Origin of the sequence: Caballeronia sp. LZ043, assembly GCF_031451075.1 — a bacterium.
In the GTDB taxonomy this organism is placed as follows: Bacteria; Pseudomonadota; Gammaproteobacteria; order Burkholderiales; family Burkholderiaceae; genus Caballeronia.
On sequence record NZ_JARUXT010000057.1, the window covers coordinates 174854 to 191186 of the forward strand.

At 59.3% G+C, this 16333-nt stretch carries 13 protein-coding genes and 1 pseudogene; 6 read left to right on the forward strand and 8 right to left on the reverse strand.

From position 1 onward, the window contains the following. Positions 1–188 precede the first annotated feature (188 nt). From QCE64_RS37330 to imuA, 3 genes are read right to left on the reverse strand one after another with little or no spacing between them, the layout of a single operon-like run. Positions 189–3338 (reverse strand): error-prone DNA polymerase, encoded by a 3150-nt coding sequence (locus QCE64_RS37330; RefSeq protein ID WP_310009433.1) that lies wholly within the window; start codon positions 3336–3338, stop codon positions 189–191. A gap of 14 nt (positions 3339–3352) precedes the next feature. Next, positions 3353–4816 carry a DNA polymerase Y family protein gene (locus QCE64_RS37335; protein WP_310009434.1) on the reverse strand — a complete coding sequence of 488 codons (1464 nt, stop codon included), beginning with the start codon at positions 4814–4816 and terminating at the stop codon, positions 3353–3355. Then, positions 4740–5453 carry a translesion DNA synthesis-associated protein ImuA gene (gene imuA / locus QCE64_RS37340; protein WP_310009435.1) on the reverse strand — a complete coding sequence of 238 codons (714 nt, stop codon included), beginning with the start codon at positions 5451–5453 and terminating at the stop codon, positions 4740–4742. Before imuA ends, QCE64_RS37335 begins: the two co-directional genes overlap by 77 nt. A gap of 506 nt (positions 5454–5959) precedes the next feature. Here imuA and QCE64_RS37345 point away from each other — a divergent pair. The 4 genes and pseudogenes from QCE64_RS37345 (at position 5960) to QCE64_RS38055 (ending at position 7891) form a co-directional block, all read left to right on the forward strand. Further along, complete coding sequence (locus tag QCE64_RS37345) at positions 5960–6316, forward strand: hypothetical protein (RefSeq protein WP_310009436.1); 357 nt, start codon at positions 5960–5962, stop codon at positions 6314–6316. A 38-nt stretch (positions 6317–6354) separates the two neighbouring features. Further along, complete coding sequence (locus QCE64_RS37350) at positions 6355–7314, forward strand: SOS response-associated peptidase family protein (protein ID WP_310009437.1); 960 nt, start codon at positions 6355–6357, stop codon at positions 7312–7314. A 55-nt stretch (positions 7315–7369) separates the two neighbouring features. Then, positions 7370–7546, forward strand: a complete 177-nt coding sequence (locus tag QCE64_RS37355) for a hypothetical protein (protein ID WP_310009438.1) — start codon at positions 7370–7372, stop codon at positions 7544–7546. Positions 7547–7691: 145 nt separating this feature from the next. Further along, a pseudogene (locus QCE64_RS38055) lies at positions 7692–7891 on the forward strand (hypothetical protein). Between the two features lie 180 nt (positions 7892–8071). Here the strand turns inward: QCE64_RS38055 and QCE64_RS37360 are convergent. After that, positions 8072–8401 (reverse strand): hypothetical protein, encoded by a 330-nt coding sequence (locus QCE64_RS37360; RefSeq protein WP_310009439.1) that lies wholly within the window; start codon positions 8399–8401, stop codon positions 8072–8074. 395 nt (positions 8402–8796) lie between these two features. Between QCE64_RS37360 and QCE64_RS37365 the strand changes: the two genes are divergently transcribed. Next, the gene (locus QCE64_RS37365; protein ID WP_310009440.1) at positions 8797–9120 is read left to right on the forward strand and encodes a hypothetical protein; all 324 of its coding nucleotides are present in this window, start codon (positions 8797–8799) and stop codon (positions 9118–9120) included. Positions 9121–9142: 22 nt separating this feature from the next. On the opposite strand, the gene QCE64_RS37370 is transcribed toward QCE64_RS37365, so the two are convergent. Then, the gene (locus QCE64_RS37370; protein WP_310009441.1) at positions 9143–9286 is read right to left on the reverse strand and encodes a hypothetical protein; all 144 of its coding nucleotides are present in this window, start codon (positions 9284–9286) and stop codon (positions 9143–9145) included. A gap of 124 nt (positions 9287–9410) precedes the next feature. Continuing rightward, positions 9411–10337, reverse strand: a complete 927-nt coding sequence (locus QCE64_RS37375; RefSeq protein WP_310009442.1) for a site-specific integrase — start codon at positions 10335–10337, stop codon at positions 9411–9413. Positions 10338–10569: 232 nt separating this feature from the next. On the opposite strand from QCE64_RS37375, the gene QCE64_RS37380 reads away from it, so the two are divergent. After that, positions 10570–11496, forward strand: a complete 927-nt coding sequence (locus QCE64_RS37380; protein ID WP_310009443.1) for an H-NS family nucleoid-associated regulatory protein — start codon at positions 10570–10572, stop codon at positions 11494–11496. A gap of 329 nt (positions 11497–11825) precedes the next feature. On the opposite strand, the gene QCE64_RS37385 is transcribed toward QCE64_RS37380, so the two are convergent. Next, positions 11826–13388 (reverse strand): methyl-accepting chemotaxis protein, encoded by a 1563-nt coding sequence (locus QCE64_RS37385; protein ID WP_310009444.1) that lies wholly within the window; start codon positions 13386–13388, stop codon positions 11826–11828. Positions 13389–14966: 1578 nt separating this feature from the next. Beyond that, positions 14967–16301 (reverse strand): MFS transporter, encoded by a 1335-nt coding sequence (locus QCE64_RS37390; RefSeq protein WP_310009445.1) that lies wholly within the window; start codon positions 16299–16301, stop codon positions 14967–14969. Positions 16302–16333 lie beyond the last annotated feature (32 nt).

The following is a 16333-nucleotide window of genomic DNA, read 5'->3' on the forward strand; positions in this document are numbered from 1 at the left end:
CTGCAGTGCGCAAAGCGCAATTTCGTGAGCGCTGTCGAGATCGCGAGCAGGGTGGCAACAGCGCTACGCGGTCGCGGTCGCTCTGCAGAGGACTTTCTAAGGGCCGATATTGAAATGCTTTAGCATCGCATCGAGGGGCGTCAAGCAGCTAAGGTAGGCCGGCATGCGCCAATCGACTGTCAAGGAGATCAACAGAAGTTTCGGCTGACGGCCGTAAGGCCACCCAAGAGGTGCGACAAATCCACCAGCCGTTGAGCGACCAAGTGTCGGACTTCTCCCTCACATTGCCAGGTGCCGTACACCGCCAGCAGCGCGGCGCCTAAAGCTTCTCTGCGTTGCTTCTCAAGCAGCGATGGCCAGATGATGACGTTCACATTCCCCGTTTCGTCCTCGAGCGTGACGAACATTACGCCCTTCGCGGTCCCCGGTCGTTGCCGTACGGTCACAAGTCCACAACCTCGAGCCAAGCGTCCGTTACGGAAGGTGCGTAACGTCGAAGCCGGCATCAATCGTTGCTTAAGAAGCGTGGGACGCAAAAGCGACAAAGGATGCCGCCCGAGCGTTAGCCCCGTCGAGTTGTAGTCGCTGACGATATCTTGCGCTTCAGAAGGCGCGCCGAGGGCTGGCGTCTCGTCGTCGATCCGAGTATCAGCCAAGAGATCTCGGTCAGGCACGGCAGCGGCCGACTGCCAGAGCGCGTCGCGCCGGTTGCCCGCGAGCGATTGAAGGGCGTTAGCGGCCGCTAGCACTTGCAGATCATGGCGGTCGAGTTGCGCTCGGCGCGCCAGGTCGCTCACGCTCCCGAACGGTCTCACCGCTCGGGCGTTCTCGATGCGTTGCGCGGCGCCATCGCGCATTCCCTTCAACAGTGAAAGTCCGAGACGGACAACTGGCGCCAGGCAGCCTGACTGAAGTTCGAGCGCCGAGTCCCAGCCACTGATCGTCACATCGATTGGCACGACTTTGACGCCATGACGCTGCGCGTCCTGTACAAGTTGCGAGGGCGAGTAGAAGCCCATTGGCTGCGAGTTAAGCATCGCCGTGAGAAAAGCAGCCGGTTCGTGGCATTTGAGCCAGCTGCTGGCATACACCAGCAGCGCGAAGCTTGCCGCATGGCTCTCCGGAAAGCCGTATTCGCCAAAGCCTTTGATCTGCTCGAAGATCGCTTCCGCGAATGCCTTGTCGTAACCGCGCTGCTGCATGCCATTCACGATGCGATCGTAGTACTTCTCCAAGCCTCCCTTGCGCTTCCACGCGGCCATCGCGCGTCGCAGTTGATCTGCCTCACCAGGAGTAAAGCCGGCAGCCAGAATGGCAACCTGCATCACCTGTTCCTGGAAAATCGGCACGCCGAGCGTGCGGCCCAGCGCGGTCTCCAGCTCCGGGCTCGGATACGAAACCGGCTCGATCTTCTGCCGCCGCCGCAGATACGGATGCACCGCACCGCCCTGGATCGGGCCCGGTCGCACGATGGCCACTTCGATCACGAGATCGTAGAAGGTCCTGGGCTGCATGCGTGGCAGCATACTCATCTGTGCGCGCGATTCGATCTGGAAGACTCCGACCGTATCCGCCTGTGAAATCATCTCGTAGGTTACGGGATCTTCAGGCGGAATGTCCTGCATCTCGAAGCGCTCGCCGCGCTGGTCGGAGATGATATCGAGCGTGCGCCGAATAGCCGAGAGCATGCCGAGCGCGAGCACGTCGATTTTCAGAAGGCCCAGCGCTTCAAGGTCGTCTTTGTCCCATTGAATGGCGCTGCGATCGGCCATCGCCGCATTCTCGACGGGCACGAGCCGCGTGAGCTTGCCGCGGCTGATGACAAAGCCCCCAGAGTGCTGCGAGAGGTGTCGTGGGAAGTTGAGAATCTGCGCGGCCAGTTTCGCCCACATCGTGATGAGAGGGTTCTGCGGGTCAAGACCAGACTCCTCGAAGCGGCGCAACAGGTCCTGTGAGTGGTCAAACCACTGATGGCTCTTCGCGACCTTGTCGACGATTTGTGGATCAATGCCGAGCGCCTTGCCGGTTTCGCGCAACGCGCCGCGCGGCCGGTACGTGGACACCGCTGCCGCGATGGCTGCGCGATCCCGTCCGTATTTGCGATAGATGTACTGGATGACCTCTTCACGCCGCTGATGCTCGAAATCGACATCGATATCAGGCGGCTCGCCGCGTTCCTTGCTGATAAATCGCTCGAACAACATGTTGCCGCGCGAGGGATCGACTTCAGTCACGCCCAGGCAGTAACACACCGCGCTGTTCGCGGCCGACCCGCGTCCCTGACACAGGATGTGCTGGCTACGTGCGAAACGCACGATGTCATAGACCGTGAGAAAGTACGCTTCATAGCGCATCTCGCCGATCAACTGTAATTCGTATTCGATCTGCTTTTGCACGTCATGCGGAATGCCCGCAGGAAAGCGTTTATGCGCGCCGATGTAGGTTTCCTGCCGCAAATACGCTTCGTGCGTAAAACCGTCCGGCACGAGCTCGTCGGGATATTCGTAGCGCAGTTCGTCCAACGAGAACGTGCAGCGCTCGAAGATGTTGAGCGTTTGAGCCACTGCATGAGCTGGATATAAGTTGCTGATCCGCAGGCGTGAGCGAAGGTGTTGCTCCGCATTGGGCGCGAGATCGTAACCGCATTCGGCAACGGGCTTGCCGACGCGGATCGCCGTCATCGTGTCTTGGAGTGGTTTGCGGGAGCGCACATGCATGACCACATTGCCCAGCGCGACCACCGGCACCCGATGTTGCTCCGCGACATACTCGACGCTGCCGCGGTGAATATCATCCATCGCGCGTTGATGCAGGATCAGACCGACCCAGCCGCGCGACGGAAACGTCTCGTTGAGCCATTCGACCTGCGCGGAGAGCGCCTCTTCTTTCGCCGGAAAGTCCGGCACGAGGATTGCCAGACAATCGGACATGCCGCGCAAGTGTGTGTAGTCCTTGTCGGGCTTCGACAGATCGTGCGGCGTGAGCAGGTAAGTGCCTTTCGTTGCGCGCATGCGCCCGAGCGTGATCAGCTCGGACAGGTTGCCGTAGCCGTTACGGTTCTGTGCAAGCAGGATAAGGCCGAATGCCGGACGCTTGTCAGCGTGGACGAGTCGAAAGTAGGAGCCAATGATGAGCGGCAGCTTTTCTTGCTTGGCCTGCACGTGCGCGCGCACGACGCCGGCGAGTGAACACTCGTCGGTGATCGCAAGGCCCGAATAGCCGAGTTGCGACGCACGCAGCACAAGCTCCTCGCCGTGCGATGCGCCATGCAGAAACGAGAAGTTCGTGAACGCGAAAAGCTCCGCGTAGTCAGGAAGCGTTGACGAAAAGAGATCCACGGCAACACCACCGATTATCCAAACAGCCCGTGGAGGAACCAGCGGACTTCTTCCGTCTTCACGCTCGGTCGTTCACGGTAGATCCAGTAGCAGCTTTTATCCGCGGCCTCGGCGACATAGTAGTCGCGCGACACCAGTTCACCGTCGTGCCACCCGGCCTCAATGCGCTCGCCCGTCGAGACGAGTTTGAGCGGGGACCCGTAGAACGGTCGGTGATGCTTGATCATTAGCCGCACGGGCGCGTCAAGCAGCCACGTCGGCCGGGGAAGTTCGGCGGGAGGAGGGCACGCTTTCGTTGCCGCCTGCACCGGTACCCACTGATTCGCATGTTCGGGGCGATGGTCCGAAGTCGGTGCAGGCCGCAAGACGCTTTCGGCGCCAAGCCGCGCGACCAGCAGTTCGAGCAAGCGATTGTGATCTTGCGCCGATCCGCCGGGCTCAGGGAACAGCGAGTCGCTCGGCGGCTCTGCCGGCTCCACTTTCGATGCTGTCAGGCGCAGGGCAATCACGGCTGCCTCAAGTTCCATACGGCCGAGGCGTTCCTTCAACAGACGAACGAGATGCTCTTCCTGCCGTGTCGGCTCGGCAAGCGCAATATCGATCGTCGTCGGCTCGATCGCCTGACGGCCGCGTTCATGTTCGAGCGTGATCGTCGCCTGCGTGAGCGCGAGCTGCTGCGCGCTCAACCAACCGCACAACTGCACGATCAGCCGTCGCGCGGAAAACAGAATCGCTTCCGCATGCTCGACGCGATCAGGCAACTCGGTGCGCGCGCTGAACGAAGGCGGCAGCTCCAGCCACTCGTAGAGTTCCGGTGACAGGCCATAGGCGCGGTCAAGCGAATCCAGTAAATCCACTCCGCACCTCTTTTTAAGTCCTGCCCGTGGCAGGCGACGAACATCGTTGAGCACTTGACAACCTAGGCCGTTGAACCAGTCCCCAAAAGACCGAACTTCGGGGACCACCATGAAAGGAAGCTCCCCGAGACTGCGTTCAAGCGAGGCCATTTTGAGTACCCGCCGGCGGCCGCGTTTGGCGAGAAGCCACGCGCCTTGGCCCGTAGGCGCGACGCTCATGCGGGCGGTCACGCCGATCGTGTTGACCGTCTCTCGGATCTGTCGGCAAACGTGTCGGATGCCGCCGAACAGACGCAGACTTGCGGTCACGTCCACGACGATCGTTTCTTCTTCCCGCACCGCTACCTGAGGCGAAAAGCGCAGCAGCGCGAACGCGACTTCGCGTTGCACATCAAGCTCGCGCGTGGGGCTGCGGTCAAACATCAACGCATCCACCGCGAGCGTCGTGACGCCACCGCGCTTCATGCCTACCATTACCCCTGCCTCTCTTGCCACCTGATCAAGCACAATGACTTTGTCACGTTCGAGCACGACACAGCCGTGTTCAGCCCGAGGCGAGTACCTCGGCCGAAACACCTCCAGCGAAAGCCGGGGCAGGAAGATGGCGACGAACACGGCCATGAGGGCTGAGCAGAATCGGTGAAGGTTGAAGGTGGATGGAGAGTTGGTCGGTGCGCGTGGGTCCTCGTCTCTTGATCACGTCGACGACGATTCCGCCATCGGCCGGCCGTATACCGAGCCGTAACGTCGCAGGCGATGAATCCTGGGCAGCGGCAAGCGGTCGGACCAGAATCAGGAGGGTTTCCGTTGCTTGTGCCGCCAGATGCAAGCGCCGCAATGCTTCAGACCGGATATGCTGCTGCCAGACGAGTAGTGCACCGCAACTTCGTGCGTTCAGCACACGCTCGGCGCACCAAAGGGCGTCCGCTGTCTTGGGCGCGCGCAACATCATGAGCTTGTCCAGCGGCACGCCCAGATAGGCGAACGCCAAGCTGTTCGGCACGTGCGGCGCCTGTAACAGGGCGACTGGCCGTTTGCTTGAGGCAACGAGTGCAGGGTTGAGCAAGCGCATCTCTCCGATGCCTGGCTGTTGCACCAGTAATTCCACCAGCACTCCAACCGGCCAACCGCCACCCGGCAGTTCCGCCGACAGCGCGGCGTAGCCGGTATCGATGGTTTTGCCATGGGCACGCGCGAGCTGAGACCCACGCCAAAGCGCCGGGTGAATCGACTCGATGTGTTTAGGCAAAGCGGCCATGGTCGGTAATAGAGGGGCGCGAAACCACTGTATAAATGTACAGTATCGAGTGTAGCGCAGAAATCGGAGCGGTGATCTGCACCTTTTATTTAGCCGCAGAAACTTGACCCCTATGCTTGCTCCGAGACACCGACGCCCGAGGTCGACGACCCCGTCGCCAAGCTGTGCGAGACGTCTGGCGACATGACGATTGATGAGGCTGTTGCCTATGCAAATGTCGGCGAGCCTTATTTGCAAGAGAATGGCTGACCCGTGGGGGCAGGGTCGCCCGACGAGTTCAAACCGTTGTCGGGCTACGACAGTGTGGGGCCGCCGCGACTACGCCTGATGGGATCGATCGCGCGGTGAAGCGGAGTTGCCTGCAGCGCGCGATCGATTCAGGTCGTTGAAAGTGAGCAAGCCAACCGCACTTGCGTACAAGCGGGCAGTCGAAACGGCTGATTTCGCGAGGTGGCGAACGGAGCCGACGAAGGCGGCTAGTATGTTAAGAACACACGAGGAGTGCCATGGATCTACCCGATATTGACGAGCTGAATGGCGCGCGGGCCGACCTCTTGTGCTTTCTGGTGGCGACGCTTGCCGCCTCGCATGCGCTGACACAGGAGTGGCGGGTGGATCACGCCGTGGATAGCTGCCGCATTTGGCTTAAGCGAAACCTCATTACGATGAGCTGGCCGGAGCGCGTGCGCATCGGACAATTGGCCCTCAAAATTGCCCGCCGTGACCTGAAGAGCGCAGGGATCGCCCTCCGTCAATCCGATGTACCGGTGCTCTTCACTGGCGACATGGGGTTGAACCATGCGAGCACGGTGGTCCAGAAGATGATGAAGCTGTGCCGCGAAGCAACCGGCACGGCAACATAGACGATCAGGCAAACAGCTGAACCTTACAGGAGGCGGCAGTGTGCTACTCGGCGCAGATCCAGGCGGACTATCGACGCTACGTGAAGATGTTTGGCGCACAGATGGATATCCGCGAGTTCGCGCGTCTGTTCTGGGAACGCGCCGAAGGCAGCAAAGCCAAGATCCCGAAAGCGATGGAGGACGCATTTCTTCATCCAGATAACGACGACGAACGCCAGATCAAGGAATTCATCGATCGTTTCAACACAGGGCAGGCGAACACCCTCGAACAGGATCTTTTCAAGCAGCGCACCCGCCTCGCCGATGCCGAGCGTGCGTTACAGACCAAGGTCACGAAAGCGGCGACAGAAAGCCGCCGTATCGCCACCGATAAGATCGATTCCGCTCTTCGTCGCCTCGACGACCTGCGGCGCACAACACCCAAGGATCGCGACTCCCGAATCTTTCCCGGACACTATGCGCCGGTGCTGATCATCGAAAACGGGCAGTACGTCGTGAAGCCGATGCGCTATCAATGTCGTATTGCGGGCAAGCCCGAGAACTATGATCGGCGCTTCCCCGGCACGTATAACGCCCGTCGGGATAATCTTGAAGGGTTCTGGAAGCCATGTTTTGGCCATACGCACGGCATCATGCTGGTCGACGTGTTCTATGAAAACGTCAGCAAGGCCAAGATGGAAGGCACGCTCCTGGAATCGCATGAGCAGGACGAGAATGTTGTCCTGGAATTCCGTCCGAACAACGGCCAGTTGATGCACGTCGCCTGCCTTTGGTCGCGATGGGCTGCGCCTGGGGAGCCTGATTTACTCTCCTTCGCCGCGATCACCGATGAACCGCCGCCTGAGGTCGAAGCGGCAGGCCATGACCGTTGTATCGTCCCAATCAAGGCGGAAAACATCGAGGCATGGCTGAGCCCAGACGGATCCGATCTCGAATCGATGTATGCCATTCTCGATGATCGCGACCGGCCATATTATGAGCACCGTCTCGCTGCCTAAAACTTTTTGTCGCATCGCTGCTGGTCAACCATCAACGCACGAGTAGGAGGAGCGCATGACCCAACTGACCACCGCGCTGGCGCTACGTGCTGCGATCAACGTACTGCGAGATTCTGCTGAATCACGCCGAATGCCGAGCGGAGAGGCGCTTGATGACGCATGTGCACGCCTTCATGCTGAAGCGGCTGAAGTTCTGGAAGACGTCCTCCCGGCACTTCGTGAGCATGAGTAGTTGATTTCCTCTCGTGGGAAAGCGAATTGTGCGGCCGGCAAGCTGCACGACCTCCTTGCCCCGGAGGGAATGGCGAAAAATCGGCGCTGCAGTGGAGAGCAGGGCATGCGGTTTGCCCCGTAACTCAAATCAAAAGGAGGACGTGATGGCAGGCGAAGCATCAGCTAAGCTGGGCGAGATCGTGAGAGTCTCAGGCATCTGCTAGCGGTGCACGACGATGGCAAGGAAACGTTTGAAGTGACATGCGTCGAAGGTGAGCACCTTCCGCCGACTCGAAGCGGCAAAGGCGCTCATGTTGAACTCAATATGCCGCAACGCAGTAAGCGCCCGGTGATGGCATCTTGAATCGACGCAGCAACCTTGAGAGCATCGTGCATCTCGTCGTTCAGATCCACGACTCGCCTGCCATGCGATCGGTCCTGGCCCGCAATGATGCACCGGGACCGGAGATCAAGCGCGTGGCGGCGAATCAAGAAGGGCTCACAGCCCCAAGCGACACCCAATCTCCCACGGCATATCGCTCTGTCATGCTCCGTCATCCGACAGGTGATCGTCTCGCGACCGCTGGATCAGTTCGTCTTCGGCTTGTTTCAATAAGGCACGCGCATATTCCGAGATGAATGCGCTGTCGTGATGGTTGGCCTTTCCGAAAACGGTGACCAGAACGCGCCGTGCTTCGGTGGCAAAGGCAAAGCGGTCCTCCTCCGTGGTGAACGTCACGTCAGTGACGATCCGTTCGGCATGGTCGTGGATCGTGCCAGCCTTTTTTCCATCGAGAAGGATCCGCGCCGTCGCGTTGACGCCGTGCCTTGTCTCGGTGAATTGGATGCTCAAGGGATCGATGGTATAGGGCATGGAGTCTTGCAAGAAAGGATTGAAGGGTTGAACACCTGCGCCGTTGTTTTGGCACCCTCCAAGCCTATTCATCGGATCGAGAAGTCAAGTCGCCGGGCGGAACAACGGATATCGCCGGATTTGAATGGGCAGGGACGGGCAAACCGAGCCGTCAATGCCTTCGCCGGTCAGCAAGCCTCCGCACTGGAAAAATGATGCCGGCCACCAAAAGGAGACAGGAACTGTCCTGATGCTCATTAAGATGTGACGCAAATGAGATCGTCGAGGAGAGGGTGAGATGATTGAACCCGCTGGCCGGCGAACGGCCACGACGGACGGCGCGTCACACCATCCGCGGTGGTCCACATGAGCGCGTGCTCAGTTGAAGAGTCGCGCAGACGTTCGCTCAAGCTCTCATGAAGACACGCCAGCTTCCCCGTTTCGAACCGGTTGGCGTCGACGAGGGGCGGGTGCTCTGGAAGAAATACCGGGGAAATGTGGACGTTGAGCGTATGCTGCTCGAGCTTGCGCAGGCGCGCCAGACCATCGAAGAGATCGGAAGATACTTCGACTCAGTCCGCAGAGTATGGGAAGAAGAGAACCTCGGACAACTCGTCGCGATGGAGAAGATCCGCTTGTTGCTCTCGGAGCAGCATCTCAGATATCGCGCGCTCGCCGGATTGAAGCCGCCCCCTCCGGACAAGGATCCCGACGAGCCAGAACCGGCGCTGGTCGATTAAACCCGCAGCGTGTCGGCTCGATTCATCTTGATCGAGCGAGGGTTTCGATATCGAGGCCGCCCGGCCAATCGTGATTCATGACACGCAATGCATCCTCTGCAATCAGTTCGGGAGCGACATCTTCATAGTCGCGCTTCGGCGGGACGAAGATCAGCGCGTAATTCACGCCCTTCGTGCTTTTCGCCGCCGCGATCTTCTTGGCCAGGTCGTTGATCTCGATCGTCCGTCGCTGGATTTGGTCGTCGAGGAGTTTCTTGTGATCTTTCGTCCTGTCTTGGGCTCACTCGTTGTCAACCTGCGACGTCAACTGCAGCATCAAGCGTGAACCGAAGGCGCGTCGCGGTTCGGTGGCTCGACAGGCCGAGCAGGTTGCTGACCTGCTCGTTGGTTTTTCCCGCGGCGAGATGGCGCCTGCCATAGGTATTGCGTAACAGGCGAGGGCTTTCATCGGCCGCCGATAGTCGAGCGGCCTTGAGCGCCGTGCGAACGCACTTGACTAATGTGTCCGGTTTCATGGGCTTGCCGCCGGCCGTCGCTACGAAAAGCCAGTCCGTCGGGCAGATGATTACCGTTCGGGCCTCATGGTACGCGCGCAGTATGTCAATGGCGAAGCTGTCGATTGGTACGCGTCTGGCGAGCCGCGGACCATGTTTCTCAACGAGGACGCTGGGCCGCTTGTCTTCCATGTCAAGGTCAGCGACCCGCAGCAGGCTCAGTTCCGCCGCTGTGACACCGCAACCGAGAAAGAGCGCGACGATCGCCGTGTTGCGCAACTCTTTCGCAGAGGAATCTGTCGTCGTCCGGCAAACCGCCTGCAGACGCTTGTCGTCCTCTACAGACAGATAGATTGGCGTCGGTTCATCCACGGGCCAGTTCTCTCGAGCAAGCAGGCTGGCTGCGGGGTTCTCTTTTCGCAACTCGAGCGCAACGAGATGACGGGCGAGTCGATCGATAAGTTTCAGATATCGAAAGCGAGTCGTGGTCCCGGGCTGACAGTCGTGCGCGAGTTCCTCAAAAAACCCACTGATGTGATCAGCACCGAACGTCGCCACGCATTGTCGGCGCGCCGACAGATAGTCATTGAATCGCGAAAACATAGAGCAATGTTGCACGACCGACTGATCTGCGAAGGCACGACGATCGGCGCCGGTTGCCTCGGCTCGCTGCCATTGCCCATAAGCGTTCTCAGGATCGGACAGCCAAAGGTTGATTTGCATAAAATCGATATACTGAATTTAGCTAACCTCTAATCTAACGCGAAGCTCGCGCTTCGCCAACAGCGGTCGTCAGGAAGGGGCTCTTTGAAGTGCGCCTTTCAGAAGATCTCGTAAAAAACAAGGTAACGAAGCGCGCTTTCCGTTCTCTTCACTCCTCGTTAGGCGGATGCTGCTAGCCCATTGGCACGCGCCCGTGGCATAGTGCGGATAGTTTTCGCAAAAGGAGAATGAGATGGCAACGTTAGAAGCGATTCAAACACGCATCAAAAAGCTTGAAGCACAGGCGCAAGCTTTAAAAGCTAAAGCATCGAGCGGTGTGATCAAACAGATTCATGGCTTGATGGCGCGTCATGGGATTTCGATCGATGACGTCACTGGATTCTTTAACAAGGCATCCGCTAAGACCAAAGCAAAAGCGGTGGGACAAGCGGTTTCCGCCAAGTATGTCGATCCGAAGACAGGTGCAACATGGAGTGGCCGCGGGAGGGCGCCGGCGTGGATTGCAAGTTCAAGCGATCGCACCGCCTTCCTTGCGGCGGGCGCCAATAAATCGACTGCTCGATCGAAGCCCTCGGGGAAGCGCAGAACGGCTGCACGCAAAGGACCGCAGCCTGCACTCTATCGTGATCCCGTTTCGGGGTTGACGTGGAGCGGATTTGGTCGCGCGCCCCAGTGGATCACAAGCGCGAAAGACCGTAGCGCGCTCCTGATCGATAAGGGCAGTGCTGCGGGCACGAACAATGATGGCGCCCGAGCGGTTGCCAAAAAGGGTGCGGGTGCAAAGAAGTCAGCATCGAAAACAACCGCAGCGGCGGATACCGCAAAACCGACCACAAAGAAAGCGGCGTCCACGAAGACCGTTGCTAAGAAGCGGGCAGCTGTCAAGACGGGACCTGCAGCGAAGAAGCGAGCGGCTGCCAAGAAAGGTTCGGCGGCTAGCAAAGGCGCTGTCGCCAAGAAGGGAGCGGCTGCGAAAAAAGGAGCAGCAGCGAAAAAAGGAACGGCAGCGAAGAAGGTCGCGAAAAGTGCTGCGGCAAAACGTCCCCGCTCGGTCGGCACGGGCCCGGCTCGCAAGGCTCAAGCACCAGCGGAGAGCGTTGCTTCCGTTGAAACTGCTGCTCAAAGCGTCGTGTCGGAAGCAGAAAACCCGAGCCAATAAGGCAGTCTGCGATCGCCGCGCAGGCCTTGTGCGGCGATTTTCCGTACTACAGTTGATCCCTCTCGTCGCAGCATCCGGAGATAGCCCGGAAAGTGACCTTCGAGGGGCAGTTGGAATACCATTGCCTCGTTTTTCCTCTACTGCTTCCTTGCGGAGCTGACCTCGACCGCCCGGTGTTATTTCTTTGCCTCGGTCAGGTTTCAATAGGGAAAGGGACAACCCGAGCAAAATCAGAAACTGGACGCATGAGCAAAGGACCTGATTCTGCCAATGCCGACGTTCGAGCGATGCCCATCGTGGCGCTTTGACGACGTGACGCATCCGCTGCTTCAGCCTGGATGATGCTCCATGGCGCCAATCGAGAAGATCGAAACCGCTTGCTGAAGCCTGGCCGCCTGATCATCGAGGGACTGCGCCGCAGCCGCTGCCTGCTCCACGAGAGCGGCGTTCTGCTGCGTGACCTCGTCCATCTGCGCGACCGCGAGGGCGACTTGGTCGATGCCTGTGCTCTGCTCGTCCGAAGCGGCCGAGATTTCGCCCATGATGTCCCTGACGCGCTGCACTGCTCCGATGATCTCGTTCATCGTGTCGCCTGCCTGATGCACGAGCGTCGATCCGGCGGTGACGGACGAGGCGGACGATTCGATCAGTTCCTTGATTTCTTTCGCCGCGGCCGAGGAACGTCCGGCAAGTGAGCGCACCTCGCCCGCGACAACCGCGAAGCCGCGTCCTTCTTCGCCCGCCCGCGCGGCTTCGACGGCAGCGTTTAGCGCCAGAATATTCGTCTGAAACGCGATGCCTTCGATGATCGAGATGATGTCGGCGATACGGGCCGAACTGCGGCTGATCTCGCCCATCGTTCCGACCACCTGAGTGACGACCTGATTGCCCTTGTTTGCGATTTCGGAAGCGCTTGTTGCCAGTGCAGTGGCCTGACGCGCATTGTCGGCGTTGTGCCTGACGGTGCCCGTCAACTGCTCCATGCTTGAGGCGGTTTCCTGTAGCGCAGACGCCTGCTCTTCGGTGCGCGAGGACAGGTCTGAATTGCCCGCTGCGATCTCCTTGGTGGCTGATGCAATCGACTCCGAGCCTGCCCTCACGGATCGTACTGTCTTGGTGAGACTGTTTTGCATCCGTGCCACGCCTCGAAGGAGCTGACCCATCTCATCGCCGGACCGCGTGCTAATGGTGCGTCGCAGGTCGCCAGCTGCAATCGCGTCGAAATGCTCCAGTGCTTCCGCCAGAGGCGTTCCGATTGCACGACGCAAGGTCACATAGGTCATAAGCGCCGCACACAACCCGGCACACAGGGCGATGATCGTAAGGAGGCGCAGACGCGCATAGTCCGAGCGCGCATCGCTCAGACCGCGTTCCGCGCTTTCTTCCTGGAACTTGCCGAGCGCGTCATCCGCTTGCGAGAGTTTGTTGTAAGCGACCTGAAGATGGTTCGCATGCTCGACTAGCGCGTCGCGGCGGTCGCCCTCGATGACCTGCGCGAATTTCGCGAGGGCATCAGCGTACTGCGCGCGCGCACCCTTGACCTCCTGAACGAGGCGCTCTTCATTGGCATCGCGAGGCAGGGCAAGATACTTTTGCCACCAGGACTCCGACGTCGCGTAGAGCATCTTTGCCCGATCCAGGACTGACGCCGCTTCCGGCGTGCCGGACATCAACGCGGCACGATCCAAGGCCAGACGTGCGCGCGCAGCATAGATTTCGGCGTTTGCGACGTGGGTCGCGCTCGGCATCTGATCGGTTGCGGTACTTTCGAGCGCTTGGTTCGAATTGCTCATCCCGGTTAGTCCGAGGATGCCGATCATGAGCAACAGTGCGGCTAAGAACGTCATGGCAAGCGCCACGCGGCCTCTGATCGAAATGCTTCTGCGCAACATGTTTGTTGTCCCCGTGATACGAATTGTTGGTATCGTCGCCGGTGCGTCTTGCGTGGCGGCTCCCGCGGAACCTTCGTCGTTAGGATCAAAGGCGATCCATCGGTCACAGTTCGCAATAACGGCAGATTTTGCGCAGAATCCAGTAGTGATCATAGACCGGACTGATCCGTGAGCCACCTTATATTCCCGACAGCCCGACCGAGGGCAGTAGGTCGGCGAACGAAGCCGCTCACGCGGCTCGGCCTCCGTGGCATAGGCAATTGGCTAGCACGAACCGGGTATGTCGGGAAAACCAATCGGTTGCCGCCTACCCAAAGCCGATGCGCAAAGACGGAGATCGCGAAGGTTCGGCATTCCTCGGGAGCATCAGCGCTCGCCAGTTTTGCCGTTCGCGTGAATCATCGAGCTGCCACTCGTACGCCTCGTCCGATCCGAAATGCGCCCGACGCTCAACCTACGAGATCCGGCCACTGCGGATCTCGCCATATAGTCGTCGTGCGGCTGCTGCGTGTCGCTTTGCTGTCGTTGGCGTTTCGGTGCAGATAGCCCTACATTTCCGAAAGTCACCATCGCGTCTCCACGATCCACGAGGGACTTCCGATACACGTAAGGGCGGATTTCCGGAAATAAGCGAAGCTTGAACTTCAGATTCTTCAGGTGTAGCCGTTTAACAAGACACTTGAGGCAGCCCCGACAAAATGAAGAAAATATTGCTGGTTCTACTGTTCGCGTTCGTGTCGGCTGTTGCTTTCGCCAAGGGCGGAGGGGGACACGGCGGAGGCGGTCATGGCGGAGGCCACGGCAGCGAAGGAGGCCACGAGTCATCCGGTTGGCATACAGGCGAGCCGCAGCCACAAGTTCATCACTACGGCGGCCACGTCAGTAGCGCATCAGAAGCGGACGAGTCGGAGAGTACAGCGATCTGGCGCAACGTCGTCTTAGGGATTCTCGCAGGACTCGGAGCATACGTAATAGTCGTTGTCCTCGTACAGTGGACCCGGTCGTAACCAAGCCTCGCTGTTACCGGTTATCTGTCCGCGTCAAGTGACCGAATGTAGCCAGATGTGCGCGTCGACTTCGGCGACTCGACAGTTGTCATCCAGTATTCGACAGTGATCTGCAGACCTTCGATTTGGTTTTCGGCCTTTACCAATTACTGCTGCTAGGGCAACCCGCACTCTGGTGATCGAACGGCCGGCTCACCTAGATTCCGATTATCTTCGAAATGTGATTGATCGGCCTATGCGGACGTTCGTTGATCGGGATTGGAGCGACTGTCCACTTCTTAAAGCGGAAGTTGATACCAAGTTCAATCCGAGCGGCGGTTCGCCTTCCACTCAACGGTGATCGGCCCACTCTCGCCGTACAACGTCCCTCGTACCGGACGTCCGCTAACCGGAATGGAGCAGCCGATCATGGGTCTTTGTCGCTGCGACGACGAACAAAAGAAACTCGCCGAATCCATGCCGGACGATGAAAGGATCGCTGACGCTTGGAAAGACGCAAACGACTACCAGAGTTTCGCGGCCGCCGAGGCAAACCTCTTCCATCGCTACGTCCGGCGAGCGGCCCGCAATACTACCAACCGTGCGAGATCGTCGGAGCCGAATGCCGCCGATGGGTTTCGACCAGTAGCAACAGCGCGGAAATCGATATAACCGCCGACCCCACCATGAACCAGGCGACCGAGGACGCCCGCCCGGTTGCCGAGAGTAATGCCGTCGTGACGATAGGTGTCATTGCGCTGCCTAAGAGACCGGACAGCATGTAGCTCACCGATAGTCCGGAGTAACGAACCCGAGTGCCGAACAATTCCGCGAGAAAGGTCGCAATCGGTCCGTAGTTCGCGGCAAAGGCAGTCATCATCAGTAGGTACCCCAGGAGTGCAACGGAGAACTCGTGGGTGTCCAGCAACCAGAAAAGAGGAAAAGCCAGCAATGCCTCGGCGACAATGCCACCGACGATAACCGGCTTGCGACCGATCGAATCGGAGAGTCGCCCAAACGCAGGCAACATCAGAATGCAAAGCGCGCAAGATATGAGCGCAATCGTCAACATTGCACTGCGCGTGAAGCCGAGCGTCTGGGTTCCATAGGTCAGTCCGAACGCCACAATGAGGTTGAACGAGGTGCCGGTCGACATCGTGGCCACTCCGCCGAGAAGCACCTGTTTCCAATGCTTTCCCAGCAGTTCAATCAGAGGCACCCTGACCTGCTCATCAGCCCTTTTGATCCGTTGGAACGCCGGCGTCTCCGATGTGTTCATGCGCACATAAAGCCCAACGACGATCAGCAGCACGCTAAGGAGGAAAGGGACGCGCCAGCCCCACGCGAGCATGGCTCCATTGGGCAACATCGCGTTGCTCAACAAAAAGACCAGATTGGCGATCAATGTCCCCGCCGGCACACCGATCTGCACCCATGAGCCGTAGAGACCACGCCGATTCGCAGGGGCGTGCTCCACCGCCATCAACACTGCACCGCCCCATTCTCCGCCGAGCGCGAGCCCCTGCAGGACGCGCAATGCGAGCAGCATGAGCGGCGCCCAGATCCCGATCGACGCATAGTCCGGCAAGAGTCCGATGCAAAATGTGGCGATTCCCATCGTCACCAGAGATACGAGCAGCATCGACTTACGTCCACGGCGATCGCCGAAATGACCGAACAAAGCCGCGCCCGCGATACGTGCCACATACGCCGAAGCAAAGGTGCCGAACGCGAGCAGAGTGCCGATCAGCGGAACAAACCCCGGAAAAAAGACCTTATTGAAAACGAGCGCCGAAGCGGTCGCAAACACGAAAAGATCGTACCACTCGACCGTGGTGCCAATGACACTCGCGACGGCAATCCTCCTCATGCCGAGTTTCACTTCCTCGGTTTCGAGTGTCCCGTCCATGGTTGGGGCTTGATTCATAAGAACCTCCAAAAGCAGATTGAGCGCGGGTC